Source organism: Bradyrhizobium sp. LMG 9283, assembly GCF_045571415.1.
Lineage (GTDB): Bacteria > Pseudomonadota > Alphaproteobacteria > Rhizobiales > Xanthobacteraceae > Bradyrhizobium.
Genome location: NZ_CP120691.1, coordinates 6,072,182 through 6,094,847, shown reverse-complemented (window position 1 = coordinate 6,094,847; position 22,666 = coordinate 6,072,182). Strand labels below are relative to the sequence as shown.

At 63.5% G+C, this 22,666-nt stretch carries 20 protein-coding genes; 10 read left to right on the top strand and 10 right to left on the bottom strand.

All coding sequences use genetic code 11. From position 1 onward, the window contains the following. Positions 1–85 precede the first annotated feature (85 nt). The 3 genes from P6U29_RS28745 to P6U29_RS28735 all read left to right on the top strand — a co-directional run bounded on the left by P6U29_RS28745 (position 86) and on the right by P6U29_RS28735 (position 3,131). The gene (locus P6U29_RS28745; protein WP_407113660.1) at positions 86–895 is read left to right on the top strand and encodes a crotonase/enoyl-CoA hydratase family protein; all 810 of its coding nucleotides are present in this window, start codon (positions 86–88) and stop codon (positions 893–895) included. 110 nt (positions 896–1,005) lie between these two features. Then, positions 1,006–2,550, top strand: coding sequence for an acyl-CoA synthetase (locus P6U29_RS28740; protein ID WP_407113658.1), 1,545 nt, complete (start codon positions 1,006–1,008; stop codon positions 2,548–2,550). A gap of 176 nt (positions 2,551–2,726) precedes the next feature. Beyond that, the gene (locus tag P6U29_RS28735; RefSeq protein WP_407113656.1) at positions 2,727–3,131 is read left to right on the top strand and encodes a YccF domain-containing protein; all 405 of its coding nucleotides are present in this window, start codon (positions 2,727–2,729) and stop codon (positions 3,129–3,131) included. A gap of 45 nt (positions 3,132–3,176) precedes the next feature. Here the strand turns inward: P6U29_RS28735 and P6U29_RS28730 are convergent, their stop codons facing one another. Then, entirely contained in the window at positions 3,177–3,422 is a 246-nt protein-coding gene (locus P6U29_RS28730; RefSeq protein WP_407113654.1) for a hypothetical protein, read from the bottom strand. Between the two features lie 736 nt (positions 3,423–4,158). Between P6U29_RS28730 and P6U29_RS28725 the strand changes: the two genes are divergently transcribed. Continuing rightward, on the top strand, positions 4,159–4,404 hold the full coding sequence (locus tag P6U29_RS28725; RefSeq protein ID WP_407119442.1) for a hypothetical protein: 246 nt from the start codon (positions 4,159–4,161) through the stop codon (positions 4,402–4,404). Positions 4,405–4,699: 295 nt separating this feature from the next. Here the strand turns inward: P6U29_RS28725 and P6U29_RS28720 are convergent, their stop codons facing one another. The 3 genes from P6U29_RS28720 to P6U29_RS28710 form a co-directional block, all read right to left on the bottom strand. Further along, the gene (locus P6U29_RS28720; RefSeq protein ID WP_407119441.1) at positions 4,700–6,094 is read right to left on the bottom strand and encodes a TRAP transporter large permease subunit; all 1,395 of its coding nucleotides are present in this window, start codon (positions 6,092–6,094) and stop codon (positions 4,700–4,702) included. A 26-nt stretch (positions 6,095–6,120) separates the two neighbouring features. Then, positions 6,121–6,684, bottom strand: coding sequence for a TRAP transporter small permease subunit (locus P6U29_RS28715; RefSeq protein WP_407113653.1), 564 nt, complete (start codon positions 6,682–6,684; stop codon positions 6,121–6,123). A 94-nt stretch (positions 6,685–6,778) separates the two neighbouring features. Further along, on the bottom strand, positions 6,779–7,885 hold the full coding sequence (locus tag P6U29_RS28710; protein ID WP_407113651.1) for a TRAP transporter substrate-binding protein: 1,107 nt from the start codon (positions 7,883–7,885) through the stop codon (positions 6,779–6,781). 155 nt (positions 7,886–8,040) lie between these two features. On the opposite strand from P6U29_RS28710, the gene P6U29_RS28705 reads away from it, so the two are divergent. Beyond that, entirely contained in the window at positions 8,041–8,331 is a 291-nt protein-coding gene (locus P6U29_RS28705) for a hypothetical protein (protein WP_407113649.1), read from the top strand. 660 nt (positions 8,332–8,991) lie between these two features. Here P6U29_RS28705 and P6U29_RS28700 read toward each other — a convergent pair. Continuing rightward, the gene (locus P6U29_RS28700; RefSeq protein ID WP_407112594.1) at positions 8,992–10,092 is read right to left on the bottom strand and encodes an IS4 family transposase; all 1,101 of its coding nucleotides are present in this window, start codon (positions 10,090–10,092) and stop codon (positions 8,992–8,994) included. A 423-nt stretch (positions 10,093–10,515) separates the two neighbouring features. On the opposite strand from P6U29_RS28700, the gene ppc reads away from it, so the two are divergent. After that, complete coding sequence (gene ppc, locus P6U29_RS28695; protein WP_407113648.1) at positions 10,516–13,308, top strand: phosphoenolpyruvate carboxylase; 2,793 nt, start codon at positions 10,516–10,518, stop codon at positions 13,306–13,308. 85 nt (positions 13,309–13,393) lie between these two features. On the opposite strand, the gene P6U29_RS28690 is transcribed toward ppc, so the two are convergent. From P6U29_RS28690 to P6U29_RS28675, 4 genes are all read right to left on the bottom strand, one after another. Continuing rightward, on the bottom strand, positions 13,394–14,560 hold the full coding sequence (locus P6U29_RS28690; RefSeq protein WP_407113646.1) for an SMP-30/gluconolactonase/LRE family protein: 1,167 nt from the start codon (positions 14,558–14,560) through the stop codon (positions 13,394–13,396). 114 nt (positions 14,561–14,674) lie between these two features. Then, a complete protein-coding gene (locus tag P6U29_RS28685) occupies positions 14,675–15,589 on the bottom strand; it encodes an SDR family NAD(P)-dependent oxidoreductase (RefSeq protein WP_407113644.1) in 915 nt (304 codons plus the stop codon). 5 nt (positions 15,590–15,594) lie between these two features. Further along, positions 15,595–16,734 carry a thiolase C-terminal domain-containing protein gene (locus P6U29_RS28680; RefSeq protein ID WP_407113642.1) on the bottom strand — a complete coding sequence of 380 codons (1,140 nt, stop codon included), beginning with the start codon at positions 16,732–16,734 and terminating at the stop codon, positions 15,595–15,597. Between the two features lie 3 nt (positions 16,735–16,737). After that, entirely contained in the window at positions 16,738–17,151 is a 414-nt protein-coding gene (locus tag P6U29_RS28675) for a Zn-ribbon domain-containing OB-fold protein (protein WP_407113640.1), read from the bottom strand. Between the two features lie 176 nt (positions 17,152–17,327). On the opposite strand from P6U29_RS28675, the gene P6U29_RS28670 reads away from it, so the two are divergent. The 4 genes from P6U29_RS28670 (at position 17,328) to alkB (ending at position 20,924) form a co-directional block, all read left to right on the top strand. Beyond that, complete coding sequence (locus tag P6U29_RS28670; protein WP_407113638.1) at positions 17,328–18,677, top strand: amidase; 1,350 nt, start codon at positions 17,328–17,330, stop codon at positions 18,675–18,677. Beyond that, positions 18,670–19,356 carry a DUF2848 domain-containing protein gene (locus P6U29_RS28665; RefSeq protein ID WP_407113636.1) on the top strand — a complete coding sequence of 229 codons (687 nt, stop codon included), beginning with the start codon at positions 18,670–18,672 and terminating at the stop codon, positions 19,354–19,356. The genes P6U29_RS28670 and P6U29_RS28665 overlap by 8 nt, the downstream gene beginning before the upstream one ends. A gap of 161 nt (positions 19,357–19,517) precedes the next feature. Next, a complete protein-coding gene (locus tag P6U29_RS28660) occupies positions 19,518–20,261 on the top strand; it encodes a 2OG-Fe(II) oxygenase (protein WP_407113634.1) in 744 nt (247 codons plus the stop codon). A 9-nt stretch (positions 20,262–20,270) separates the two neighbouring features. Then, positions 20,271–20,924 (top strand): DNA oxidative demethylase AlkB, encoded by a 654-nt coding sequence (gene alkB, locus P6U29_RS28655; RefSeq protein WP_407113632.1) that lies wholly within the window; start codon positions 20,271–20,273, stop codon positions 20,922–20,924. Positions 20,925–21,037: 113 nt separating this feature from the next. On the opposite strand, the gene P6U29_RS28650 is transcribed toward alkB, so the two are convergent. Beyond that, complete coding sequence (locus P6U29_RS28650) at positions 21,038–22,663, bottom strand: thiamine pyrophosphate-dependent enzyme (protein WP_407113630.1); 1,626 nt, start codon at positions 22,661–22,663, stop codon at positions 21,038–21,040. Positions 22,664–22,666: the final 3 nt, after the last annotated feature.

Sequence of the window (22,666 nt, the reverse complement as noted above, 5' to 3'; positions counted from 1 at the left end):
TGTCAGTTAATTGGTCGATTGATCAAATCCGTCTGCCGGCGTCCTGTAAAGCGGCAACCGGTCAAGAACAGGGGAGAATTCGTCCATGGAAGATCGCGTCTCGATCTCGATCTCGGAAGGCGTCGCCGACGTGCGCCTGGTGCGCGCGGACAAGATGAACGCGCTCGATCAGCCGATGTTCGAGGCCCTCGTCGCCGCAACCGACCGGCTTTCCAAGGAAAAAAGTGTGCGCGTCGTCGTGCTCTCAGGTGAAGGCCGCGCCTTCTGCGCCGGGCTCGACATGGGGCGTTTTGCCGCGATGAAGGAGAAAGGCGGCAACGGAATTCCGGGTGGCGAAAATCGCGATCTCACCAAGCGCACGTATGGCAAGGCGAATTTCCCGCAACAGGCAGTGTGGGGCTGGCGCCAGCTCCCCGTTCCGGTGATCGCGGCGGTGCACGGCGTGGCCTTCGGCGGCGGCTTCCAGCTCTCGCTCGGCGCCGACATGCGCTTCCTGGCGCCCGACGCGCGGATGTCGATCATGGAGATCAAATGGGGCCTCGTGCCTGATATGGCGGGCACGCCGATCCTGGCCTCGCTGGTGCGCGACGACATCCTGCGCGATCTCACCTATACGGGGCGCATCTTCTCCGCGCAGGAGGCGATGGCTTATGGCCTCGCCACGCGCATCTGCGATGATCCGCGTGCAGCCGCCCTCGAAGTCGCGCGCGAGATCGCCGGCAAGAGCCCCGATGCGATCCGCGCCGCCAAGCGGATGCTCAACAATCTCTCGGTCGATCCGGGCCCGGCGCTGCTCGCCGAGTCCATCGAGCAGCAGAAGCTGATCGGCAGTCCCAACCAGACCGAGGCCGTGCGCGCCAATTTGGAGAAGCGCGCGCCGAAGTTTGCGGATTGATTGTCAGTCGTTCCGGGGCGATGCGCAGCATCGAACCCGGAACATCGAGATTCCGGGTCGGTCCTTTCGGACCATCCCGGAATGACGTCACAACAACAAAGAAAACAACAATGAGCGAAGCGTCCCCATTTCTCGGCATCGTCTCCGGTGAGCGTCGCCGTTCCCACATCGAAGTCACCGATCGCGCCGACCGCATCGCGAGCGGCCTCGCCAAGATCGGCGTCCGCCAGGGCGATTGCGTTTGCATGCTGATGCGCAACGACATCGCCTTCCTGGAGGCCGCCTACGCCGCGATGCGTCTCGGCGCCTATGGCGTGCCGATCAACTGGCACTTCAAGCCGGAGGAGATCAATTACATCCTCAACGACACCGGCACGTCCGTGCTGATCGCGCATGCCGACATGCTGCACGCACTGCGCGAATCTATTCCCAAGGGCGTCACGGTGCTCAGCGTGCCGACGCCGCCTGAGATCCTGTCCAATTACAAGATCGATCCCGATCATCTGACGACGCCAGACTTCGCCATCGATTTCGAATCCTGGCTCGCGCAGCAGCAGCCCTATGACGGCCCGGTCGTGCCGCAGCCCATGAACATGATCTATACCTCGGGCACGACAGGCCATCCCAAAGGCGTGCGCCGCAACGCGCCGACGCCGGAGCAGCAGGCCGCCGGCGAGCGCATGCGCGCGATGATCTATGGGCTCAAGCCAGGTGCCCGTGCGCTGCTACCGGGCCCGCTCTATCATTCCGCGCCGAACTCGTTCGGGATCCGCGCCGGCAAGCTCGGCGGCGCGCTGGTGCTGATGCCGCGGTTCGAGGCGGAAGAATTTCTGCAAGCGATCGAACGCTACAAGATCGACACCATCTTCATGGTGCCGACCATGTTCATCCGTCTGATGAAGCTGCCAGAGGCGATCCGCAGGAAGTACGATGTCTCCTCGCTGCGCCACGTCATCCATGCCGCCGCACCATGCCCCGCCGACGTCAAGCGCGCCATGATCGAGTGGTGGGGACCGGTGATCTACGAGTTCTACGGCTCGACCGAATCCAGCGCGGTCACCTTCGCAACCTCCGAGGACGCCCTGAAGAAGCCCGGCACCGTCGGCAAGATATCGCCCGGCGCGGAGCTCCGCTTCATCGGCGAGGACGGCCGCGTGCTCGGCGTCGGCGAGATCGGCGAGATCTATTCCCGGATGGCCGAGCTTGCCGACTTCACCTACCACAACAAGCCGGAGAAGCGCGCCGAGATCGATCGCGACGGCTTCATCACCTCCGGCGATGTCGGCTATATCGACGAAGACGGCTACGTCTTCATCTGCGACCGCAAGCGCGACATGGTGATCTCGGGTGGCGTCAACATCTACCCGGCCGAGATCGAGTCGGTGCTGCACGCCGTGCCTGGCGTGCACGATTGCGCGGTGTTCGGCATCCCCGACGCCGAATTCGGCGAGGCGCTGATGGCGGTGGTGGAGCCGCAAGCCGGCGTCACGCTCGATGCCGCCGATGTCCGCGCGCGATTGAAGACCTCGCTCGCCGATTACAAGGTGCCGAAGCACATCGAGATCCGCACCGGACTGCCGCGCGAAGATTCCGGCAAGATCTTCAAGCGCCGCCTGCGCGATCCCTATTGGGAGCAGGCGGGCCGGAAAATCTAGCCCCGCTTCGTAGCCCGGATGGAGCGCAAGCGTAATCCGGGGTCTCTCGCTGCGGAGAGATCATCCCGGATTACGCTTGCGCTCCATCCGGGCTACGAAGCGCGGGCCTTGCAGCGTCTTAGCGACGACAGATTCCGAACCTATATAGACGGGATCATCGACCTCCGGATCATCCCATGACCCCCGTCTCCATCCTGCTCAACATCCTCTGGATCCTCATCGGCGGCGCCTGGATGGCGTTCGGCTGGCTGATCGCCGCGATCATCATGGCCATCACCATCATCGGTCTGCCCTGGGCGCGGGCGGCGTTCAACATTGCGGTCTACACGCTGCTGCCGTTCGGCTCGAAGGCGGTCAGCCGCTACGAGGTCACGGGTGTCGAGGATATCGGCACCGGTCCGCTCGGGGTGATCGGCAACATCATCTGGTTCGTGCTCGCCGGGTGGTGGCTGGCGCTCGGTCACCTCGTGACCGCGCTGGCCCTCGCGATCACCATCATCGGCATCCCCTTCGCCTGGGCCCATCTGAAGCTCGCGGGCATCGCGCTCTGGCCGATCGGCAAGGTGATCGTGCCGGCCTAGGCCGTGGCCCCGCGACCGTCGGCCCAATACGGACGTTCTATGAGATTAATTGGAACGGATCTCATAGCGACGTTTGAGCCGGTCGCTTGTGGTCTTTGCTGCGTACTGAACGCGCTCAAGATCGCAGCCTTCCTGTGCGACGACATGCAGCTTCCAGTCTGTGGTCCCGGGTCGGTAATCTGGCCCAAACTCAACTTCGATGGAGACGACCTTTTCCGAGCCTGGAAAGCTTCGGATCTCCTGCAGCGCAATTCGCTCAAGCTCTTCCTTCGAAACCGGTGATCTCGACACCGTTCGCTCCTAAGGGTGGAAGGCGGCTACTTAAGCCGCGCTCGACTACTCAATGCAGTCAATGACCTCGACGTTCCTCCTCAAGATGGGAAGGCGCATTGCGATTCGAACTTAAGAGCTGATCAGCAGCAATTGCTGCAGAGCTTGCGGAGTCAGCTAGTAGCGACTCCCCACCTTTTCTAACCGGCGTTCTTTAACCATACGCTTTACCAGTTAGAACCCGCACAGTGGACGGCCCCTCCTGGGGGCGGGCGCTATGATCGGCGTTGCTCCTTGGGCGAGGCGGTTCGGCTAGCCGGGAGGTCTACAGGGAAGGCGGGTGGGTGTGCCGGCGAGCCGCTGCGAGAGCAATGACGGCTCTGCACATATGGTTCCTACCGTGGGGGCCGCATGCGTTGGTGTGGTCGCTGGCCATCGTCGGCTTGCTTGCCTTCTCTCTATGGCGCTGCGAGCAGCCTAAAGGGAGTGGACGGCTCTTCTCAGCTCTGGAACCGCAACCCTCCTTCGCCAGTTTACCTGGCGGGCAGAAGAAGGAGGAGGAAGTCATGCCAGTGGTACTGCTTTGGGCCGTGCCTACGATTCTCGTAATCGGTGGCGTCAGCTACTATTTTCTTCGTGTCGTGCACTAGCCCTGTTCTTTTGAGCGTTCGGGCGATATTGAATGGCGCTTAAGCACTGCCAGAAGCCCAGCGCCTTCCCATTGCCCGGCGCCGGGCAGCTATTGAAAGGTCGAACCATGAAGCATGCGCTTCCGACAATCGGAATTGTTCTCGGCTTGATCGTGACACCTGCACTCGCCGACCCCTGGAAGGATGAGAGCGGCAAAGGCCGATGGGGCTACGATCGTGGTCCTTACCGCGCCTACGACTATGAGCGCGAATACAAGCAGGAGTATTATCGAGGCCCCTGCAAGATTGAGCGGAAGTGGGGCAAGCACGGCGAGTACAAAGAAGAGACGAAGTGCAAGGGTTATCGCGACTGAGGCGAGCGCCCGGAATGGGCCTAGTTTGTAAGCCCCATATGTGTGCGACGAGAGCTCGTAGGATGGGTAGAGCGTAAGCGAAACCCATTAATCCGTCTGCCGATGACGAAGCATGACGGGTTTCGCAAGGGCTGACGCGAATTGCTCGCATCGAGCTTTTCGCATGTGGACCGGTAGCGGCCGCGGAGCCTGGCTAATGTCCGTTTGCCACCACAAGCGGCCGTTTCGGTAAAGTCCGCCTTTTGACCGGTCCGAAGCGGAAATTGAGCAGCGCAACGCACGCGATCGCCGAGCGCTACTTCTTTTTTGGTGTCAACCAGTCCTCGTCTTCCAGCGACGGTGCTTGTTTCTGCTGTTCCAAAATTTTTCTGTACTCCTCGGGGATCACCTGGCTGCGAGATGCTTCTTGCAGCGTGTGTGGGAACCAGGTCGCAATACCGGGGAAAGCAATCATCAGGCCAACGCAGATCACCTGCAATATCATGAACTGGAACATGCCAGCGTAGATCGTCGCGAGACTCCAGCCCTTGACCACCTGCTTGAGATAGTACGCTGACATGGCGACCGGCGGCGACAGAAAGGCGGTCTGCAGCACCACCGCAACCAACGCTCCGAACCATATGAGGTCGATGCCCATCCCTTTCACGACGGGATAGAAGATCGGCAGAAACACCAGGATGATGGCCGGCCACTCAAACGGCCACCCCAGCAGGAAAACGAGAAAGAGCACGACAATCAACATGAGACTCGGCGGCAACTGCAGGCCGAGCATCGTCTCGGTGATCCAGTTCGCCGAGCCGAGGCGGGCGAACACCGCACCGAAAATGTTCGATGTGACCGCCAGCAGCAGGACCATGCTCGACGTCGCCATCGTCGAGGTCATAGCGCGCTGCAGTCCGCTGAACGAGAACCTGCCATATGCGATGGCGAGGATCAGCGCGCCGACGCTGCCGATGCCGGCGGCCTCCGTCGGCGTCGCAAGCCCCCCGATGATGGAGCCGAGCGTCGCCGTGATGAGCCCGAGCAGCGGCAGCGTGCCGACGACCACCTCGCGCGCAATGTATCCAGCGGAGTAGATCCGCTCATCCTTTGGCACTGGCGGCCCGAGCTTGGGATTGATGAAGGAGCGGACCATCAGATAGACGATGTAGACGCCGGCCAGCAGAAAGCCCGGTCCGAAGGCTGCAGCATAGAGATCGGCGACCGAAACCCCGAGCACCGGCCCCATCACGATCAGCATGACCGACGGGGGAATGAGAATACCGAGCGTGCCGCCCGCCGTGATGGTGCCCGCTGAAAGCTTGGCATCATAGCCCGCCTTCGTCATGATCGGCGAGGCCATGATGCCAAGAACGGTGACGGCTGCGCCGACGATGCCTGTCGCCATCGCGAACACGGTCGAGGTCAGGATGACGACGAGGAAGAGTGCGCCGCGCACCGGCGCAAGCAGCATGCGGAACGCGGTGAAAAGGCGCTCCATGAGTCCCGCCTGCTCGGTGATGAAGCCCATGAAGATGAACAGCGGTACGGCGGCGAGAAGTTCTTCCTTCATCATGCCGATGGTCTGGAAGTAACCAAGCTCGAAGACCGTCCCGCCCATGCCCCAGTAGCCGAACGAGAAGGCGAGAAACAGCAACGTGAACGAGATCGGCACACCGATGAAGATCGCGCCAAGCAGCACCAGCAGCATGATGAGGCCGATGAGCGCTTCTGCGGTCATATCTCGACCTTCTCCTTGTGCTCCAGTTCGACGCCGGTGCGCGCCATGTAGATGCTCTTGATCAACTCGGACACGCCCTGGACCAGCAGCAGGAGGCAGGCGAACGGCACGACGAATTTGAACGGCCACAGCACGGGCCGCCACGGTGTCTGGTCCGAAGTCTCGTTGATCAGCCAGGCGTAGTAAAATTCGTTCCAGCTGATCAGGAGCAGCATGATCAGGCTCGGGAAGAAGAAGACGACATAGGAGATCGTATCGATCCAGCCCTTCCTTCGGATCGAGAACTTCTCCCAGAAGAAGTCGGTACGGATATGAGCACCCTTATGCAGCGCGTAAGCGGCGCCAAGCATGAAGAGCGAGCCGTACAGCATGTAGGTTGCGTCGTAGACCCATATGGTCGGCGCGTTGAACAGGTAACGCGCTCCAACCTCGTAGGCGACGGCGAGAACCAGCGGTACCGAGAGCCACGAGATGATGGTGCCGGTCCGGTCCGTGAAGCCGTCGATCATCCTGATGATGGCCAGTAGCGCCGGCGGCTGCCTGCCTGTTATCTCAGCCATGCCTCGGCCCTTTCGCCGATCGTTCGTGCGGCGCAAAGCAGGCCGCCTGCGTGCGAATCGAGGGCGGTCAAATCGGCCGCCCTCGGAGGAAGTCCTATTTCTCGACCGGGAAGTAGTAGTTCGCCATGAAGGAGTATGGCGGGAAATAGGACCTCTTGTACGGCACCACAGCGCTGGCGTAGGCCTTCTGCGAGTCGTGCACCTTCTTGAAGAACGGGTTCCTGGCGCCCTCGGCCGCCGCGATCTCGTCCCACTTCTTGATGAAGGCCAGCAGGATCTCCGTCGGCGTGCGCAGGATCTGTACGCCGTGCTTCTGCTGCATCTCAATCAGCGCATCAGCGTTCTGGCGCTGCCACTTGGTCCACCAGACGAGGAATGTCTCGTTGGCCGCCGACTTGATGATCTCCTGATGTTGCGGGCTGAGTTCCTTCCACACATCGCCGTTGATGACGATCTCGCCGACCGTCACGTTCTCATGCAAGCCCGGCGAATAGTGATACTTCCAGACATTCTGGAAGCCGAGCTGCAGGTCCTCGATGCCGCCGACCCATTCGGCGCAATCGATCACGCCGCGTTGCGCGGAGGGAATGATTTCTCCGCCCGGCATGTTGACCACCGTGAAACCGAGCGCCTGCCATACTTCGCCGGCCATTCCGGTCTGGCGGCATTTCATGCCCTTCATGTCCTCGATCGTCTGAATCGGCTTCTTGAACCAGCCGAATGCCTGCGGCCCCGCAGGCAGGATTGGAAACACGACGAGGTTGAGCTTGAGCTCCTTCTGATAAAACTCGTTGTAAAGATCGAGGCCGCCGCCGTGATAGAGCCAACCCATCACGTCTATGAAGTCCATGCCGAAGGTGCCGCCGGGACCGCCGGTGAACAGGATCGCGGTCTTGTTCTTGCCGGTCCAGTAGCCGGCCCACGCATGCGCTCCGTCGAGCACCTTCTTGTGGGTTGCGTCCAGGACCTCGAACGGCGGCACGACCTGGCCGGCGGGCATCGCCTCGATCTTCAGCGCGCCGGCCGACAGCTTGTTCACCCGGTCGGCGAAATAGGTGAAGTTGTCATAGAGCGTAAGCGACGCCGGCCATGTGGCCTGCATCTTCAACACCTTCGTCTGCGCCATGACTGTTGTGGTGGATACGACAAACGCCGAAGCGATCAGGGCAACGGCGATCAACCCCAGAAACAAGCGTTTCATGAGCCATCTCCTCCCTTGGACAACGTGACCGCGGCGAACTGTTCTCTTCGTTGTTCTTGGTCGCCAAGTCTTCGAACCACGTCTGTCACCATTCTGCCACCATCGCCGCAAGTTGTCATCTTGCTTTCTGGCCGCAGCAAGCGCTGGAATTGGACATGGTCGAGACGTCAGCTCTCGTGCCCAAGAGAGGGTGCTTGAGCGTTAGTTTAAACGGCTTTCAGGAGAGCGGGCCCAAACTCGATGAGGCCTGGTTTCATCTAAGCTCCACTTGCTGGTTGGAGCTGTTCATTGCGGTCAATGAGCATATCTCCGGTGCTGCGGGCCGCGGCCAGACGATGCTGCGCACACCATCCCTCGCGTTGCCCGGCGGGCAAAACACGCCACATGCAGGTCAAGCGGTAGGGCCGCAAAATATTCTGATTGACCGAATTCTTTGTTTCGGGTAAACCGCACTCCATCCCGGCCCGTCAAAGGGACGTTTCGCGATCGTCACGATACGTAGGCCGGGATGCGATGGACGCGGTAGCGCCGGCGCGTGACGGGGTGGCAGGGCGGGCAAATCTGTGAGCCATCACGATCCGCGGCACGACACGGCGCGGTCATAGCGTTTCTTTTCGGCATTGGGGGCGAGCACGCGCGAGCTTCCGACGGTCTGGGGAGGGACGTCCGCGGACGGCAAAAGCGTGTGGTCCTGACGCCCGGGGTCTGTACGTCAAGGCTTGCGGTGGTGAAGCGGTCCGACCGGACCCGCGCATCGATCATCCGCAAGGCAACGGGGGCAATAGTGCATCGCTCCCCGGGGAGAGCGCGCCATAAGCCGTAAAACCATTGCGCAGGGAAGGCCGGGATGTCCCGGCATCACCTGTGGTCACCCCGCGTGCGTTTCTCGCGTGCGGACCCTGGGTGCCAGCCGGCGCCCGGCCTTCCCCATAGGCGTTAAGGTAGCGCGAGCATCGATTGATACGGACGTTTTCGAGGAGGCTCGCGCAGGTGCCGCCCAAGCGCTCGCTTTCTGCGGCGGAAGCAACGGATGGTTGGTTGTGGAATGATCGCTTGTAGCAAGGATGCAACGAGTTGTTGCAAAACACGCCAAGCGCCAGGTGCCGTCAGGCGGCCTGCATCCAGCGGGGAGAGTCCTCGAAGTCGCGGGCAAGCGGCTCGAGCAGCAGGATGATCAAGAGGTGTGCCAGCAAGTAGGGCTTGGCGGAGCGCGGATCGGTTCCAGGTGGCGTCTTGAGACCAATCAGACTCTTCAGTCGCTTGAAGCCAAGTTCGATGCGCCATCGCAGTCGATAGAGCGCGAGTACATCCTTGGTGGAGAACTCGTCCCGTGCGAGCGACGTGACCAGAATGACCCAATCCGCGGCTTCCAGAGTTTCTTTGGAGATGACGCGGTTTTCGTCTTGTGCGTCGCGCCGGGCTTTACGACGCGAAGCCGCGACTGCACCGGCGGGCTTCTTGACTGCGACCAGACGCATAGCCAGAGGCGCACCGTCCTTGCGTTTGATCCAAATCCTCCGATCGATCAGTCCGTGCGCCTTCGCCGCACGCAATTGGGCCATCAGATCGAACGGAAGGCCTTTGGCATCAAGCCAACGTGCGTTCTTCCAGCCCGCTCGGATCAAAACGTCTGCCCCGGCGTCGCGGACAGCGGCGATGCGGTCAGGTTGCAGATAAGCGCGGTCAGCAATGCGGATCTCGTTCTTGACCACCGGTATCCGGTCAAACGTTTCGCCCTCTTGCTGATCTGTCAGCTCGAAGTGACCAAAGCGCTCATATGGCAGATCGAATGCACTATGAACGCGCCAAAGCTCACTGTTCCTGCGCGCAGCCGGTCCTGCCTGAGGCACTGTCGTCGCATCGATAATGCGGATCAGGCGGCCTCGGCTCGCCTTCGGGGCTGCCGCAGCCAGCAAGCCCTCCACCAGCACTGCAAACCAATCGCCACATTGACGCAGGCGATAGAACAACGCCACGCTGCTGAGGTCGGCAAGGCCAACAGAAGCGGCCCACGCGGCTGTCGATCTCAACCCTCTTTCACCCAGACAATAGGCCAGCATCAGCCGAAGTAACGACACCGCATCTGGAATTTGGCGCCGCCGCACGAAAGCCTTCGTCTGGCGCGCACTTATTTCAAGCTGCGCAGCCCCGCCGAGCTGCGCAACCACTCTCGTCCAGTCCTCGTTCAGAAGCGATTCGTCTGCCATCCCGCCTTGGAATCACGTGTGATTCCAACACTCAAGAATAAACTTAACGCCTATGCGGCCTTCCCTGCGCCCTCCCTTCTCGATGAGGGTGAAACGACAGCAAAGCTCGGGCGAAATCGGCCGCGAGAACGCGAAGGCATGCCTATAAAGAGAAAGCTCTCGTGCCCCGGACGCAGCGCAGCGCGACGCGTCTTCGCGGCGTGGTGCGCTGCAGAGCCGGGGCCCATATTGCGGCAATGTGCTCTGTCGCTTCTGGGTCCCGGCTCGGCGCAGCAACGCTTGCGGCGTTGCTGCTTGTCCGGGACACGCGATCATCACCCAGCACCGTGCGCCGCCACCAACTTCATCTTGCGCTGCGGTAGAAAAATATCGCACACTCGACGGGCCGGGGAGCCATTGGGAGCTCTAATAGGGGAGCGAGCCATGTCCCTCCAGACCGTACCATCCGACGCTACTGAGCATCGCCCCAACCGCCCCGAGGACGTCCAGGCGATGGAAGCGGATGCGCGGCTGCGGGACGACATCCGCCTGCTCGGGCGCATCCTCGGCGATACCGTGCGCGACCAGGAGGGCGCCGACGTGTTCGACCTGGTCGAGCGTATCCGGCAGACCTCGATCCGCTTCCACCGCGACGAGGACCGGCTCGCCCGCCGCGAGCTCGAGCAGATCCTCGACAGCATGTCGACCTCGGAGACGGTGCGGATCGTCCGCGCCTTCAGTTACTTCTCCCACCTCGCCAACATCGCCGAGGACCAGAACAACATCCGTCAGATGCGCGCCCGCGGCGCGGGCAAGAACTCCGGCGTGCTGGCGGAAACGCTGGCGCACGCCAGGGACGCTGGCATCGGCCCCGATCAGCTGCGCAACTTCTTCAAGACCGCGCTGGTCAGCCCGGTGCTGACCGCGCACCCGACGGAGGTCCGTCGCAAGAGCACCATGGACCGCGAGATGGAGATCGCAGCCCTGCTCGACCGCCGCGAGCGGGTCGCGCTGACCGCGGAGGAGGCAGACGCCAGCGACGAGCAGCTTCGCCGCGAGGTGCTGACGTTGTGGCAAACCAACCTGTTGCGCCGGACCAAGCTCACCGTGCTCGACGAGGTCGCCAACGGCCTGTCGTTCTACGACTACACCTTCCTGCGCGAGGTGCCGCGGCTGGTCAACGCGCTGGAGGACCGTCTGGAGGAGGGCGGCGAGCAGGCCGCGAGCGAGCTCGCCTCGTTCCTGCGCATGGGCAGCTGGATCGGCGGCGACCGCGACGGCAATCCCTTCGTCACCGCCGACGTGATGCGCGGCACGCTGCGCCTGCAGTCGAGCCGGGTGATGCAGTTCTATCTCAACGAGTTGCACGTGCTCGGCTCGGAGCTGTCGATCGCGGCGCATCTCGCCGACGTCTCCGAGGAGCTGCGCACCTTGGCGGAGCGCTCGCCCGACACCTCGCCGCACCGGAGCGGGGAACCCTATCGCCTTGCGGTCTCCGGCATCTATGCGCGCCTGACCGCGACGGCCGAAAAGCTCGAGGTCGAGATTACGCGCCGACCGGTCGGCAAAGCGGCGCCATACGAGAGCGTCACGGAGCTGCAGGCCGATCTCGACGTGCTGCACCGCTCGCTGATCTCCAACAACGCCCGCGTCATCGCCCGCGGCCGGTTGCGGCATTTGCGGCGCGCGGTGGACTGCTTCGGCTTCCACCTGGCGCGGCTCGACATCCGCCAGAACTCGGCGGTGCACGAGCGCACCATCGCCGAGCTGATGGACGCCGCAAATCCCGGCATGTCCTATCTAGCGCTCGGCGAGGATGCGCGCATCTCGCTGCTCACCAACGAATTGCGCTCGACGCGCGCGCTGGTGTCGCCCTTCGTCAGGTACAGCGACGAGACCATGGGCGAGCTCAACGTCTTCCATGCCGCCGCGGAAGCGCATGCGAAGTTCGGCTCGGATGCCATTCCCCAATGCATCATCTCGATGTGCAAGGGGATGTCCGACATGCTCGAGGTCGCCGTGCTCCTGAAGGAGGTCGGCCTCGTCCATCCCTCCGGGCGCAGCGCCATCAACATCGTGCCGCTGTTCGAGACCATCGAGGATCTGCAGGCTTCAAGCGGCATCATGGACCGCATGCTGTCGCTGCATGATTACCGCCGCCTCGTCGACAGCCGCGGCAGCGTGCAGGAGGTCATGCTCGGCTATTCCGACAGCAACAAGGACGGCGGCTTCGTCACCTCGGGCTGGGAGCTGTACAAGGCAGAGATCGGCCTCGTCGACGTGTTCGAGCGCCACGGCGTGCGCCTGCGGCTGTTCCACGGCCGCGGCGGTTCGGTCGGCCGCGGCGGCGGGCCGAGCTATGACGCCATCATCGCGCAGCCCGGCGGCGCGGTGAACGGCCAGATCCGCATCACCGAGCAGGGCGAGATCATCTCGTCGAAATATTCCAATGCCGAAGTCGGCCGCAACAATCTGGAGATCCTGGCCGCCGCGACGCTCGAAGCAAGCTTATTGCATCCGCGCCAGAGCGCGCCGCGCCGCGAATATCTGGTCGCGATGGACGAGCTTTCGAATCTTGCCTTCAAAGCCTATCGCGGCCTGGTCTATGAGACCGAAGGCTTTGTCGACTACTTCTGGGCTTCCACGGTCATCAACGAGATCGCAACGCTGAACATCGGCAGCCGTCCGGCCTCGCGCAAAACGACCCGCGCCATCGAGGATTTGCGTGCGATCCCGTGGGTGTTCTCCTGGGCGCAATGCCGCTTGATGCTGCCGGGCTGGTACGGCTTTGGCAGCGCGGTCGAGCAGTGGATTGCGGAGCATCCGCAACAGGGCATGCCGTTCCTGAAAGAGCTCTACAGGGAATGGCCATTCTTCCGCATGCTCTTGTCGAACATGGACATGGTGCTCGCGAAAAGCTCGATCGCGATCGCCTCGCGCTATGCCGAGCTGGTGCCCGACGAAGCCTTGCGCGAAAAGATCTTCGGCTGCATTCGCCGCGAATGGCATTCCTGCATCGAGACGCTGCTCGATATCATGGGCCAGGATCGGCTGCTTCAGAGCAACCCGCTGCTGGAGCGCTCCGTGCGGCACCGCTTCCCCTATCTCGATCCGCTCAATCACGTGCAGGTCGAGCTGCTGAAAGAACACCGCGCACAGAACCCCGACGAGCAGGTGCTGCGCGGGATTCAGCTGACGATCAACGGCATCTCGGCGGGGTTGCGGAATACGGGGTAGCCGCAAGCGTCGTTCCGGGGCGCCCGAAGGGCGAACCCGGAACCTCGAGATGGTGTGAGCCGTCCCGGAATGACGACGGCCCGAGTTACGGCTTCATCGCGCCCTGGACGCTGGTGTAGACGGCATAGAGCGATGTCGAGCCGCAGATATAGAGCCTGTTACGCTGCTGGCCGCCGAAGCACAAGTTCGCAACCGTTTCCGGAATATGGATCTTGCCGAGCAACTCGCCCGACGACGTATAGCAGCGCACACCGTCTTCGTTCGGATCGCCCCAGCCCACCGAACACCAGACTCGTCCCTCGGTGTCACAGCGGACACCGTCGGTGATGCTCGGTTTTGGCATGTCAGCGAACACCTTGCTGTTCGAGACCTTGCCCGCCGCCACGTCGAGGTCGAAGACGCGGATATGCGAAGGGTTGGCCGGTCCGTCGGTGAATCCGGTGTCGCAGATATAGAGCTTCTTCTCGTCGGGCGAGATGGCGAGCCCGTTGGGCTCGACAAAATCGTCGACGACGACTTTGACCTCTCCGGACTTCGGGTCGACCCGGTAGACGTTCTTCTTGTCTTGCTCGGGCTCGGCCTTGATCCCCTCGTAGAAACCGCCGATGCCGTAGGCGGGGTCGGTGAACCAGATCGCGCCGTCCGCAGTCACGACCGCGTCGTTCGGCGAGTTCAGTCGCTTGCCGTTGAATTTGTCCGCAATGATAGTGATCGAGCCGTCGAGTTCGGTCCGCGTCACGCGGCGGCCGCTATGCTCGCATGTGATCAGGCGTCCTTCGCGATCGATCGTGTTGCCGTTCGAGTTCATCGAGGGCTGGCGGTAGACGCTGAGGTGACCATCATCCTCGGAGAAGCGCATGATGCGGTTGTTCGGAATGTCGCTGAACAATACGTATCGCCCGGCCGCGAAGTAGACCGGCCCCTCGGCCCAGCGGAAGCCGGTTGCGACGCGCTCGACGGCCATGGTGCCGGCGAAGGCCGGAAAACCGGACGGGCCGAATGACGGCGGCCCCTTCTTGGCGGATTCCAGGTGAGAATCCGGATAGCGGCTGCCCGGCAGTGGTCCCAGGGGCAGCGGCTCCGTCGATCTCGTCGGCGCGCCGGTCTGGCCCAGGGGGGCGACGGAGGCCGCCAGGGCTCCGTTCATGGTGACGCCCGTCGCCGCGACTGCGGCCGCCGCGCCCTTCAACAGGGTGCGGCGCGCGAGAGAGGGTTCGTTGGTACCTGCGGGAATGGTCAGTGGTTTCGTCATGGTTGCCTCCTGATTTTTTGTTGGGAGGAAACCATCCGCCCGCATTCGGGCGTAAAGCAGGCGATCTCCGGCTGGGCAACCGGAGCTCGCAATGCAGCAAAATGCCGGGATCGGTTAGACCGGATCCCAGGTGAAGATGTCGGCGGAGCGGTCGAGCTTGTAGAACGAGCCCTTCAGCGCCGGCATGCCGTGTTCCGCGATCGATTGCGGCGTCCAGCCTTCGCTCCGCTGCACCGAGCGGATCGGACGGTTCTGGCTGAACAGGAAGATCTCGTTCATGCGGACACCGAAGATCTGGCCGGTGACGTCCTTGGCGGAATCGCCGAGCAGATAGCCGCAGAGCGGTGCGATCTTTTCCGGTCCCATCTGCTTGATCTTCTCGACGCGCGCCTTCTCGGCCTCGGTCTCGGTCGGGATGGTGCCGATCATGCGGGTCCAGGCGAACGGCGAGACGCAGTTGGAACGGACGTTGAAGCGGCCCATGTCGAGGGCGATCGATTTGGAGAGCCCCACGATGCCGAGCTTGGCGGCGGCGTAGTTGGCTTGTCCAAAATTGCCGATCAAGCCCGAGGTCGAGGTGAAATGCACGAAGGAGCCCGACTCCTGCTCGCGGAAGATCCGCGCCGCGGCGTGGCTGACGTAGAACGAGCCCATCAAATGCACCTTGATGACGGCCTCGAACGCCTCCACGCTCATCTTGTGGAAGATCATGTCGCGCAAAATGCCGGCGTTGTTGACGACGCCGTCGAGCCGGCCGAAATGATCGGTTGCGGTCTTCACGATCTTGCTCGCCGGGATCGCTTCCGCGACGCTTTCGAAATTGGCGACGGCAGTGCCGCCGCGCTTCTTGATCTCCTCGACCACTTCCTCCGCCGGCGCGGCGTTCGTCCCGGCCCCGTCGGCAGCCCCGCCGGGATCGTTGACGACGACCTTGGCGCCCTCGGCCGCGCACAGCAGCGCGATCTCGCGCCCGATGCCGCGGCCTGCGCCGGTGACGATGATGACCTTATCTTGCAGTGATTTGCTCATGTGAATTACCTCTCGTTCGTAAACACGATCGTGCCACTTGCCGCGAACATGCCGCCGACACCGTGGCACACCGAAATCTTCGCGTTCGGCACCTGCGCCGGTGCGATACCGCGCATCTGGCGCACGCTCTCCTGGAGCGCATACATGCCGTACATGCCCGAATGCATGTAGGAGAGGCCGCCACCATTGGTGTTGAGCGGCAGTTTTCCGCCCGGCCGCGTGTTGCCGTCCGCGATAAACTTGCCGGTCTCCTCATACGGCAGGAAGCCGAGGTCGCCGAGGCCGAACAGCGGCAGATGCGCAAACGCGTCGTAGATCATGAGATGATCGACGTCCTTGTGCGCGATGCCCGCCTCCTTGAATGCCAAAGGGCCTGCGACCTTGAACGCGCGCGAGGAGTTGAACGTTTCCATCTGGCTGACCATCGGCGTCTCCACGCTCTCGCCGGTGCCCATGATGTAGACGGGCTTGCGCGGAAAATCACTGGCGCGATCGGCCGAGGTCAGGATCAGCGCGCCGCCGCCGTCGGTGACGAGGCAGCATTGCAGCAGCCGGAACGGATAGGCGATCATGCGCGAGTTGAGCACGTCGGCGACGGTGATCGGCTCCTTCATCATCGCGCGCGGGTTCTTCGCCGCCCATTCGCGCTGCACCACCGCCACCGAAGCAAGCTGCTCATGCGTGATGCCGTAGGTCTTCATGAAGCGCAGCACGGGGATCGGGAACATGCTGGGCGGGCCGTGGACGCCATAGGGCGCTTCGAACTGGCCCTGAAGGCTGTCGGCCGGGATCGAGCGCGGCAGCTTGCCGATCATCGACTTGCCGCTCTCGGCGTGGGTGATCAGCACCGTCTTGCACAGGCCCGCCTCGATCGCCGCCGCCGCATGGCGGACATGCAGCATGAACGAGCAGCCGCCGACCGAGGTGCCGTCCACCCAGGTCGGCTTGATGCCGAGATAGTGGCACACTTGCTGCGGCGTTTCGACCGCGGTGGCAAAGCCGTCGATGTCGGACAGCTTCAGCCCGGCGTCGGCAATGGCATTGAGCGCCGCATCCGCATGGAGCTGGAGCTGCGAGGCGTTGGGGATGACACCGAGCTCGGTGGTCTCGGCCGCGCCGACGACGGCAACCTGGTTCCTGCGCATGACTTACCCTTTCGCCGGACGAAACACGGGAAGGGTGATTTTGTCGTCGAATGCCTCGAAAGCGACCTCGAGCTTCATGTCGAGCTCGAGCGCCTCCGGCGTCTGCGGGCAGTCGATGATGTTGCTCATCATCCGCGGCCCCTCGTCGAGTTCGACCACCGCGATCGCGTAAGGCGGCGTGAAGCCGGGCGCGGCGGGGCGATGGTTGATCACGTAGCTGTAGAGGAAACCCTTGCCGCTCGCCTTGAAGGTGCTGACCTTGCGCGAGGCACAGGAGGGGCAGAACGGGCGCGGCGGGAAGTAGACATGCGCGCAGGCATCGCAGCGCTGCAGGCGCAGTTCGCCTACCTTGGTGCCGTCCCAGAAATGCTGGGTCTCCGGCGTCGGTTTCGGTCGCGCGCGCTGCGGTTCGGCCATCTCGGAACGCCCTCCCAAGGGCAGGCTTCACGCCCGCCTGTTTCGATCTTGATGCGACAATCGACCATCGTGCGTCAACGGTCCAGCAATGCGCATGCATGCCATCATGCGCACAATGCTTGTGTCGAACCGAGGCAGCGCTATAGATTGCGCGCGCAATATTCCGCGAGACAGACATGCCCGATTTTCCGACACTGGCGAAGCTCGCCGAGGACCTCGAAAGCGGCCGCACCACCGCCCGCAAGCTGGTCGAGGCATGCCTCGCCAAAATCGCCGACCCCGCCGGTGAGGGCCGGCGCACCTTCATCTATGTCGATAAGGACGCGGCGCTGACCACCGCCGATGCCATGGACGCCCTGCGCAAGGTGAAGGCGGCGCCGTCGCGCTATGCCGGCATCCCGATCTCGATCAAAGACCTCTTCGACATCAAGGGCCAGGTGACGCGCGCCGGCTCCCGCGCGCTCGACGATTCCCCGGCGGCCGAGCAGGACGCCGCCACGGTAGCGCGGCTGCGCAAGGCCGGTTTCGTGTTGATCGGCCGCACCAACATGACCGAGTTCGCTTATTCGGGCATCGGCATCAATCCGCATTACGGCACGCCGAAAGGCGCCTGGAACCGGGCCGAGGGTCACGTGCCCGGCGGCTCGTCCTCGGGCGCCGCGGTCTCCGTGCTCGACGGCATGGCGCACGGCGCGCTCGGCACCGACACCGGCGGCTCCTGCCGCATTCCGGCGGCTTTCAACGGCATCGTCGGCTACAAGCCGACGCAGCGCCGCGTGCCGCTCGATGGCTCCGTGCCGCTGTCGTTCTCGCTCGACAGCATCGGGCCGCTGGCGCGATCGGTCAGCTGCTGTGCCATACTCGATGCCGTGCTCGCGAACGAGCCCATCGTCGCGCTGAAGCCGCGGCCCGTAAAGGGCATGCGGCTGGCGGTGCCCACCACGATCGCGCTCGACGGTCTCGATGCGGAGGTCTCCGAGACCTTTGAGCGCGCGCTGAAGACGCTCGCCGACCATGGCGCCATCATCGAGCGCATCGAGATGTCCGAATTCCACGACATCGGCCCGATGAACGCCAAGGGCGGCTTCGCTGCCTCCGAGAGCTACGCCTGGCACCGCTATCTCATCACGTCCAAGGGCGACGTCTACGATCCCCGCGTGTCGGTGCGCATCATGCGCGGCGAGGCGCAGAGCGCGGCCGACTACATCGATCTCCTCAACGAGCGCCGCTCGCTGATCGCGCGCGTCAATGCGCGCATCGCGCCCTACGACGCCCTGGTGCTGCCGACCGCCGCCAACACGCCGCCGAAGATTTCCGATCTCGCCGACGACAAGGCCTTCACCACTCAGAACCTGCGTGCGCTGCGCAATTGCACCCTGATCAACATGATCGACGGCTGCGCCATCTCGCTGCCCTGTCATCGCGCGGGCGACGTCCCGGTCGGCCTGATGCTGGCGGGCGCGGGCGGCTCGGACCGCCGTATCTTTGAGCTTGCTGCCGGCATGGAGGCCGTCATTCGTGTTTGATCTCACTTTCACCGTCGTCGCCCAGGACACCACCACGCCGCTGACGCTCGCGATCGACCAGATGGTCATCGCAGGCTGGACCGGCCGCGACCCCGTCGCGCGCGACAAGCACATCGCCGAGCTGCAAGAGATGGGCATCGCCCCGCCGGCTTCGACGCCGATCTACTACCGCGCCTCGGCGCGCCGGCTGACCCAGGAAGACCGCATCGAATGCACCGGTGGCGACTCCAGCGGCGAGGTCGAGTTCGTGCTGATCGGCTGGCAGGGCCGCATCTTCGTCGGCTGCGGCTCCGACCACACCGACCGCAAGGTCGAGGCCTATAACGTCACGGTCTCCAAGCAGATGTGCGACAAGCCGATCGCCTCGACGCTGTGGGAGCTCGAGGACGTCGTCGGCCATTGGGACAAGATGATCCTGCGCTCCTACGCCACCATCAAGGGCGAGCGCGTGCTCTACCAGGAGGGCACGCTGGATGCGATGCTCCCGGTCGCCCACCTCATCGCGCGCGGCTTTGAGGGTGGGAAGCTGCCCGATGGCTGCGCCATGTTCGGCGGCACCTTCGCCGCCAAAGGCGGCATCCGTCCTGCCGACCGCTTCGATTTCGAACTTGAAGATCCCGTGCTGAAGCGCACGATCAAGCACGGCTACGACGTGGTGACGTTGCCGGTGAGGGGCTAAGCTCTCTCCCCACCGTCATTGCGAGCGAAGCGAAGCAATCCAGACTGGTTCCGCGGAGGGATTCTGGATTTGCTTCGTCCCAAGGGCTCCTCGCAATGACGCGGAGATAGTCATCGGAAATCGGGTGGCGGGGTGAGGGCCGGGCTGCATAGGTGATTGCCATGACAATGACCGCACGAAAATCAGCTTACCCCTCCGACGATCTTGCCGCCCACGTCGACGGCCTCGACTGGCCTCAAATCACCGCCGAGCTCGACGCCCAGGGCTGCGCCGTCCTGAAGAACCTGCTGACGCCGGACCAATGCAGCGGCATGGCCGCGCTCTATCCGGATGACACGCACTTCCGCAGCCGTATCGTCATGGGCCGTCACGGCTTTGGCCGCGGCGAATACAAGTACTTCTCCTATCCGCTGCCCGATCTGATCGGAAAATTGCGCCCGGCGCTCTATGCGCATCTCCAATCCGTCGCCAATCGCTGGAACGAGGCAATGGGGATCGACATCCGCTATCCCACAGAGCATGCGGCATTCCTGAAGCGCTGCCACGAGGCCGGACAGGTGCGGCCGACGCCGCTGCTGCTGCAATACGAGGCTGGCGACTACAACTGCCTGCACCAGGACCTCTATGGCGAGCACGTGTTCCCGCTCCAGGTCGCGATCCTGCTCTCCGAGCCCGGACGCGATTTCACCGGTGGCGAGTTCGTGCTGACCGAGCAGCGCCCACGCATGCAGTCGCGTGCCGAGGTCGTGCCGCTGGCGCAGGGCGACGCCGTTGCCTTTGCCGTGCACCACCGCCCGGTGCAGGGGACACGCGGCACCTACCGCGTTAATCTCCGCCATGGCGTCAGCCGGATTCGCTCTGGCCAGCGCCATACGCTGGGTGTGATCTTCCATGATGCCAAATGAGCGCTGCGTTTGACGGGTGATCTGTTCGACAGCGTTGCCGAAGCACAGCCGTCGCGCGAGGAGATCGCCGACGGCGCCGTGCTGCTGCGCGGATTCGTCAAGCCGATCGAGAGCGAGCTGATCGAAGCGGTGCGCGCCATCGCCGCGCAATCGCCGTTCCGACGGATGACCACGCCCGGCGGCTATCAGATGTCCGTGGCCATGACCAATTGCGGCGAGCGCGGCTGGATCACCGATCATACCGGCTATCGCTATGATCCCATCGATCCGCGCACCGGCGCGCCTTGGCCGGCGATGCCGCCGGTGTTTTGCGATCTCGCCCGCCGCGCCGCGGAGCAGGGTGGTTTTGCCGGCTTTGCGCCCGATGCGTGTCTCGTCAATCGCTACGAGCCTGGCACGCGACTGTCGCTGCATCAGGACAAGGACGAGCTGGATTATTCCGCGCCGATCGTCTCGGTCTCGCTCGGCCTGCCCGCGACTTTCCTGTTCGGCGGAATGGCGCGCAGCGACAAGCCGCGCCGATTCCGGCTCCTCCATGGCGATGTGGTGGTCTGGGGTGGGGCCAGCAGGCTCGCCTATCACGGCGTCGCGCCGCTCGCGGAAGGCGAGCATGCGCTGCTGGGAAGGAAACGGATCAATCTGACGTTTCGCAGGACGCGCTGACGTTGAGATCAGTCGTTCCGGGGCGATGCGAAGCATCGAACTATGGTGCGCAATTGCGCACCTGAGAACCTCGAGATTCCGGGTTCGGCTCTGCGAGCCGCCCCAGAACGACATCAGGGCTTCGGCGGGTGAATGAACGCCCAGGGGCTAACTTCCGAATCCCTGGTCACTTCCACCGAGATCAGATGCGGCCCGCCATGGGCCAGTGCCTTCTCCAGCACAGCCTTGAACTGGTCAGGCGCGGTGACGCGTGCAGCGGCGACCCCGAAGGACTCCGCCAGCTTGACGAAATCTGGATTGACCAGGTCGGAGGCCACCACGCGGCCGTCGAAGCGCTCGCGCTGGTCGCGGCGGACATTGCCATAGGCGTTGTTGTTGAACACCAGCGTCACCACGCCGATATTGAACTGCACGGCGGTGGCGAGCTCCTGCACGCCGAACATGAAGCCGCCGTCGCCGGTGATGGCGACCACCGGCTTGTCCGGGTTCGCGACCTTGGCGCCAAGCGCGGTCGGGAAGCCCGAGCCGAGCGTGCCCTGATAGCCTGACGTGATGAAGGTGCGCGGCTGGTAGATCGGAAAGCCGTACCAGGAAGCGAAGCCAACCTGCGACAATTCATCGGTGACGATCGCATTGGCCGGCAGCACCTCGCGCAGGATGTTGAGATACGCCATCTGCGGCTGGATACGCTGGATCTCGGCTTGCGCGGCCGCGGTCGCTTCGCGGATCGCGCCGCGGCGACCGGCGGTCTTGCTGTAGCCCACCTTGCGCACGGCGGCGGAGAGATCGCTGGTCGCGGCCTTGGCATCGGCGACGATCGCGGTGTCGGAAGCGAACCGCCGCATCTCGACGGGATCGATATCGATGCGGATGCTCTTCAGCCCGTCCGGGCGATACGGCCAGCGCGACATGGTCGGCAGCTCCAGCCGCGTGCCGATGCCGATCATCAGATCGGTGTTCGGCCACAGCTTGTAGGCGGCTGCCATGGTGAGCCCGAGCTCGTGCGCGTTGGAGACGATGCCGCGGCCGCTGCGGAAGGCGACCACGGGCGCGTCGATCATCTCGGCGAGTTCGAGGATCTCCTCGCCAGCTTCGATCGCACCGCTGCCGACGAAGATCATCGGCGCCTTGCTCGCCTTGATCAGCGCGGCGGCCTGCTTGACCAGATCAGGATCTGGCAATGGCGCGGGCAGCGGCTCCAGTACCTTTGCCGCGGCCGTGTCAGCACGCTGGGTAAAAATATCCCAAGGCATTTCGACCGAGGCGGGACCCCGCCGGCCGGATGTCATCTCCTGAAAGGCCCGGGCCACCGTGGTCGGCGCGTTGCCGGGCGTCTCGATCCGCTCGGCCCATTTCACATAGCTGCGCAAGGTCGCGAGCTGATCCGGCATCTCGTGCAGATGACCGCGGCCCTTGCCGAGAAACTGCGTCGGTACCTGGCCGGTGACGCACAGCACCGGCTCGTTGCAGCCGAACGCGGTGAGCAGAGCGGCGCTGGCGTTGAGCACGCCGGGACCGGGCACCACGCTGAACACGCCGGGTCGGCCGCTCGAGCGCGCATAGCCGAATGCCATGTAGCCGCAGGCCTGCTCATGCCGCGCGCCGATCACCTTGAGCTGGGCCTGATGGAACGCGTCGAACAGGCCGTAGATCTGCGCGCCCGGCAGGCCGAACACAGTGTCGACGCCGTGGGCGACAAGCCCGCTTACGATCGCTTCGCCGCCGGTGAGGGTGGTCATTGC

Bases quoted from the DNA above. Each gene is read 5' to 3' on its own strand.
- P6U29_RS28745 (WP_407113660.1), top strand. From the start codon at position 86: ATGGAAGATCGCGTCTCGATCTCGATCTCGGAAGGCGTCGCCGACGTG.
- P6U29_RS28740 (WP_407113658.1), top strand. From the start codon at position 1,006: ATGAGCGAAGCGTCCCCATTTCTCGGCATCGTCTCCGGTGAGCGTCGC.
- P6U29_RS28735 (WP_407113656.1), top strand. From the start codon at position 2,727: ATGACCCCCGTCTCCATCCTGCTCAACATCCTCTGGATCCTCATCGGC.
- P6U29_RS28725 (WP_407119442.1), top strand. From the start codon at position 4,159: ATGAAGCATGCGCTTCCGACAATCGGAATTGTTCTCGGCTTGATCGTG.
- P6U29_RS28720 (WP_407119441.1), bottom strand. From the start codon at position 6,094: ATGCTGCTGGTGCTGCTTGGCGCGATCTTCATCGGTGTGCCGATCTCG.
- P6U29_RS28715 (WP_407113653.1), bottom strand. From the start codon at position 6,684: ATGGCTGAGATAACAGGCAGGCAGCCGCCGGCGCTACTGGCCATCATC.
- P6U29_RS28710 (WP_407113651.1), bottom strand. From the start codon at position 7,885: ATGAAACGCTTGTTTCTGGGGTTGATCGCCGTTGCCCTGATCGCTTCG.
- P6U29_RS28705 (WP_407113649.1), top strand. From the start codon at position 8,041: ATGGTCGAGACGTCAGCTCTCGTGCCCAAGAGAGGGTGCTTGAGCGTT.
- P6U29_RS28700 (WP_407112594.1), bottom strand. From the start codon at position 10,092: ATGGCAGACGAATCGCTTCTGAACGAGGACTGGACGAGAGTGGTTGCG.
- ppc (WP_407113648.1), top strand. From the start codon at position 10,516: ATGTCCCTCCAGACCGTACCATCCGACGCTACTGAGCATCGCCCCAAC.
- P6U29_RS28690 (WP_407113646.1), bottom strand. From the start codon at position 14,560: ATGACGAAACCACTGACCATTCCCGCAGGTACCAACGAACCCTCTCTC.
- P6U29_RS28685 (WP_407113644.1), bottom strand. From the start codon at position 15,589: ATGAGCAAATCACTGCAAGATAAGGTCATCATCGTCACCGGCGCAGGC.
- P6U29_RS28680 (WP_407113642.1), bottom strand. From the start codon at position 16,734: ATGCGCAGGAACCAGGTTGCCGTCGTCGGCGCGGCCGAGACCACCGAG.
- P6U29_RS28675 (WP_407113640.1), bottom strand. From the start codon at position 17,151: ATGGCCGAACCGCAGCGCGCGCGACCGAAACCGACGCCGGAGACCCAG.
- P6U29_RS28670 (WP_407113638.1), top strand. From the start codon at position 17,328: ATGCCCGATTTTCCGACACTGGCGAAGCTCGCCGAGGACCTCGAAAGC.
- P6U29_RS28660 (WP_407113634.1), top strand. From the start codon at position 19,518: ATGACAATGACCGCACGAAAATCAGCTTACCCCTCCGACGATCTTGCC.
- P6U29_RS28650 (WP_407113630.1), bottom strand. From the start codon at position 22,663: ATGACCACCCTCACCGGCGGCGAAGCGATCGTAAGCGGGCTTGTCGCC.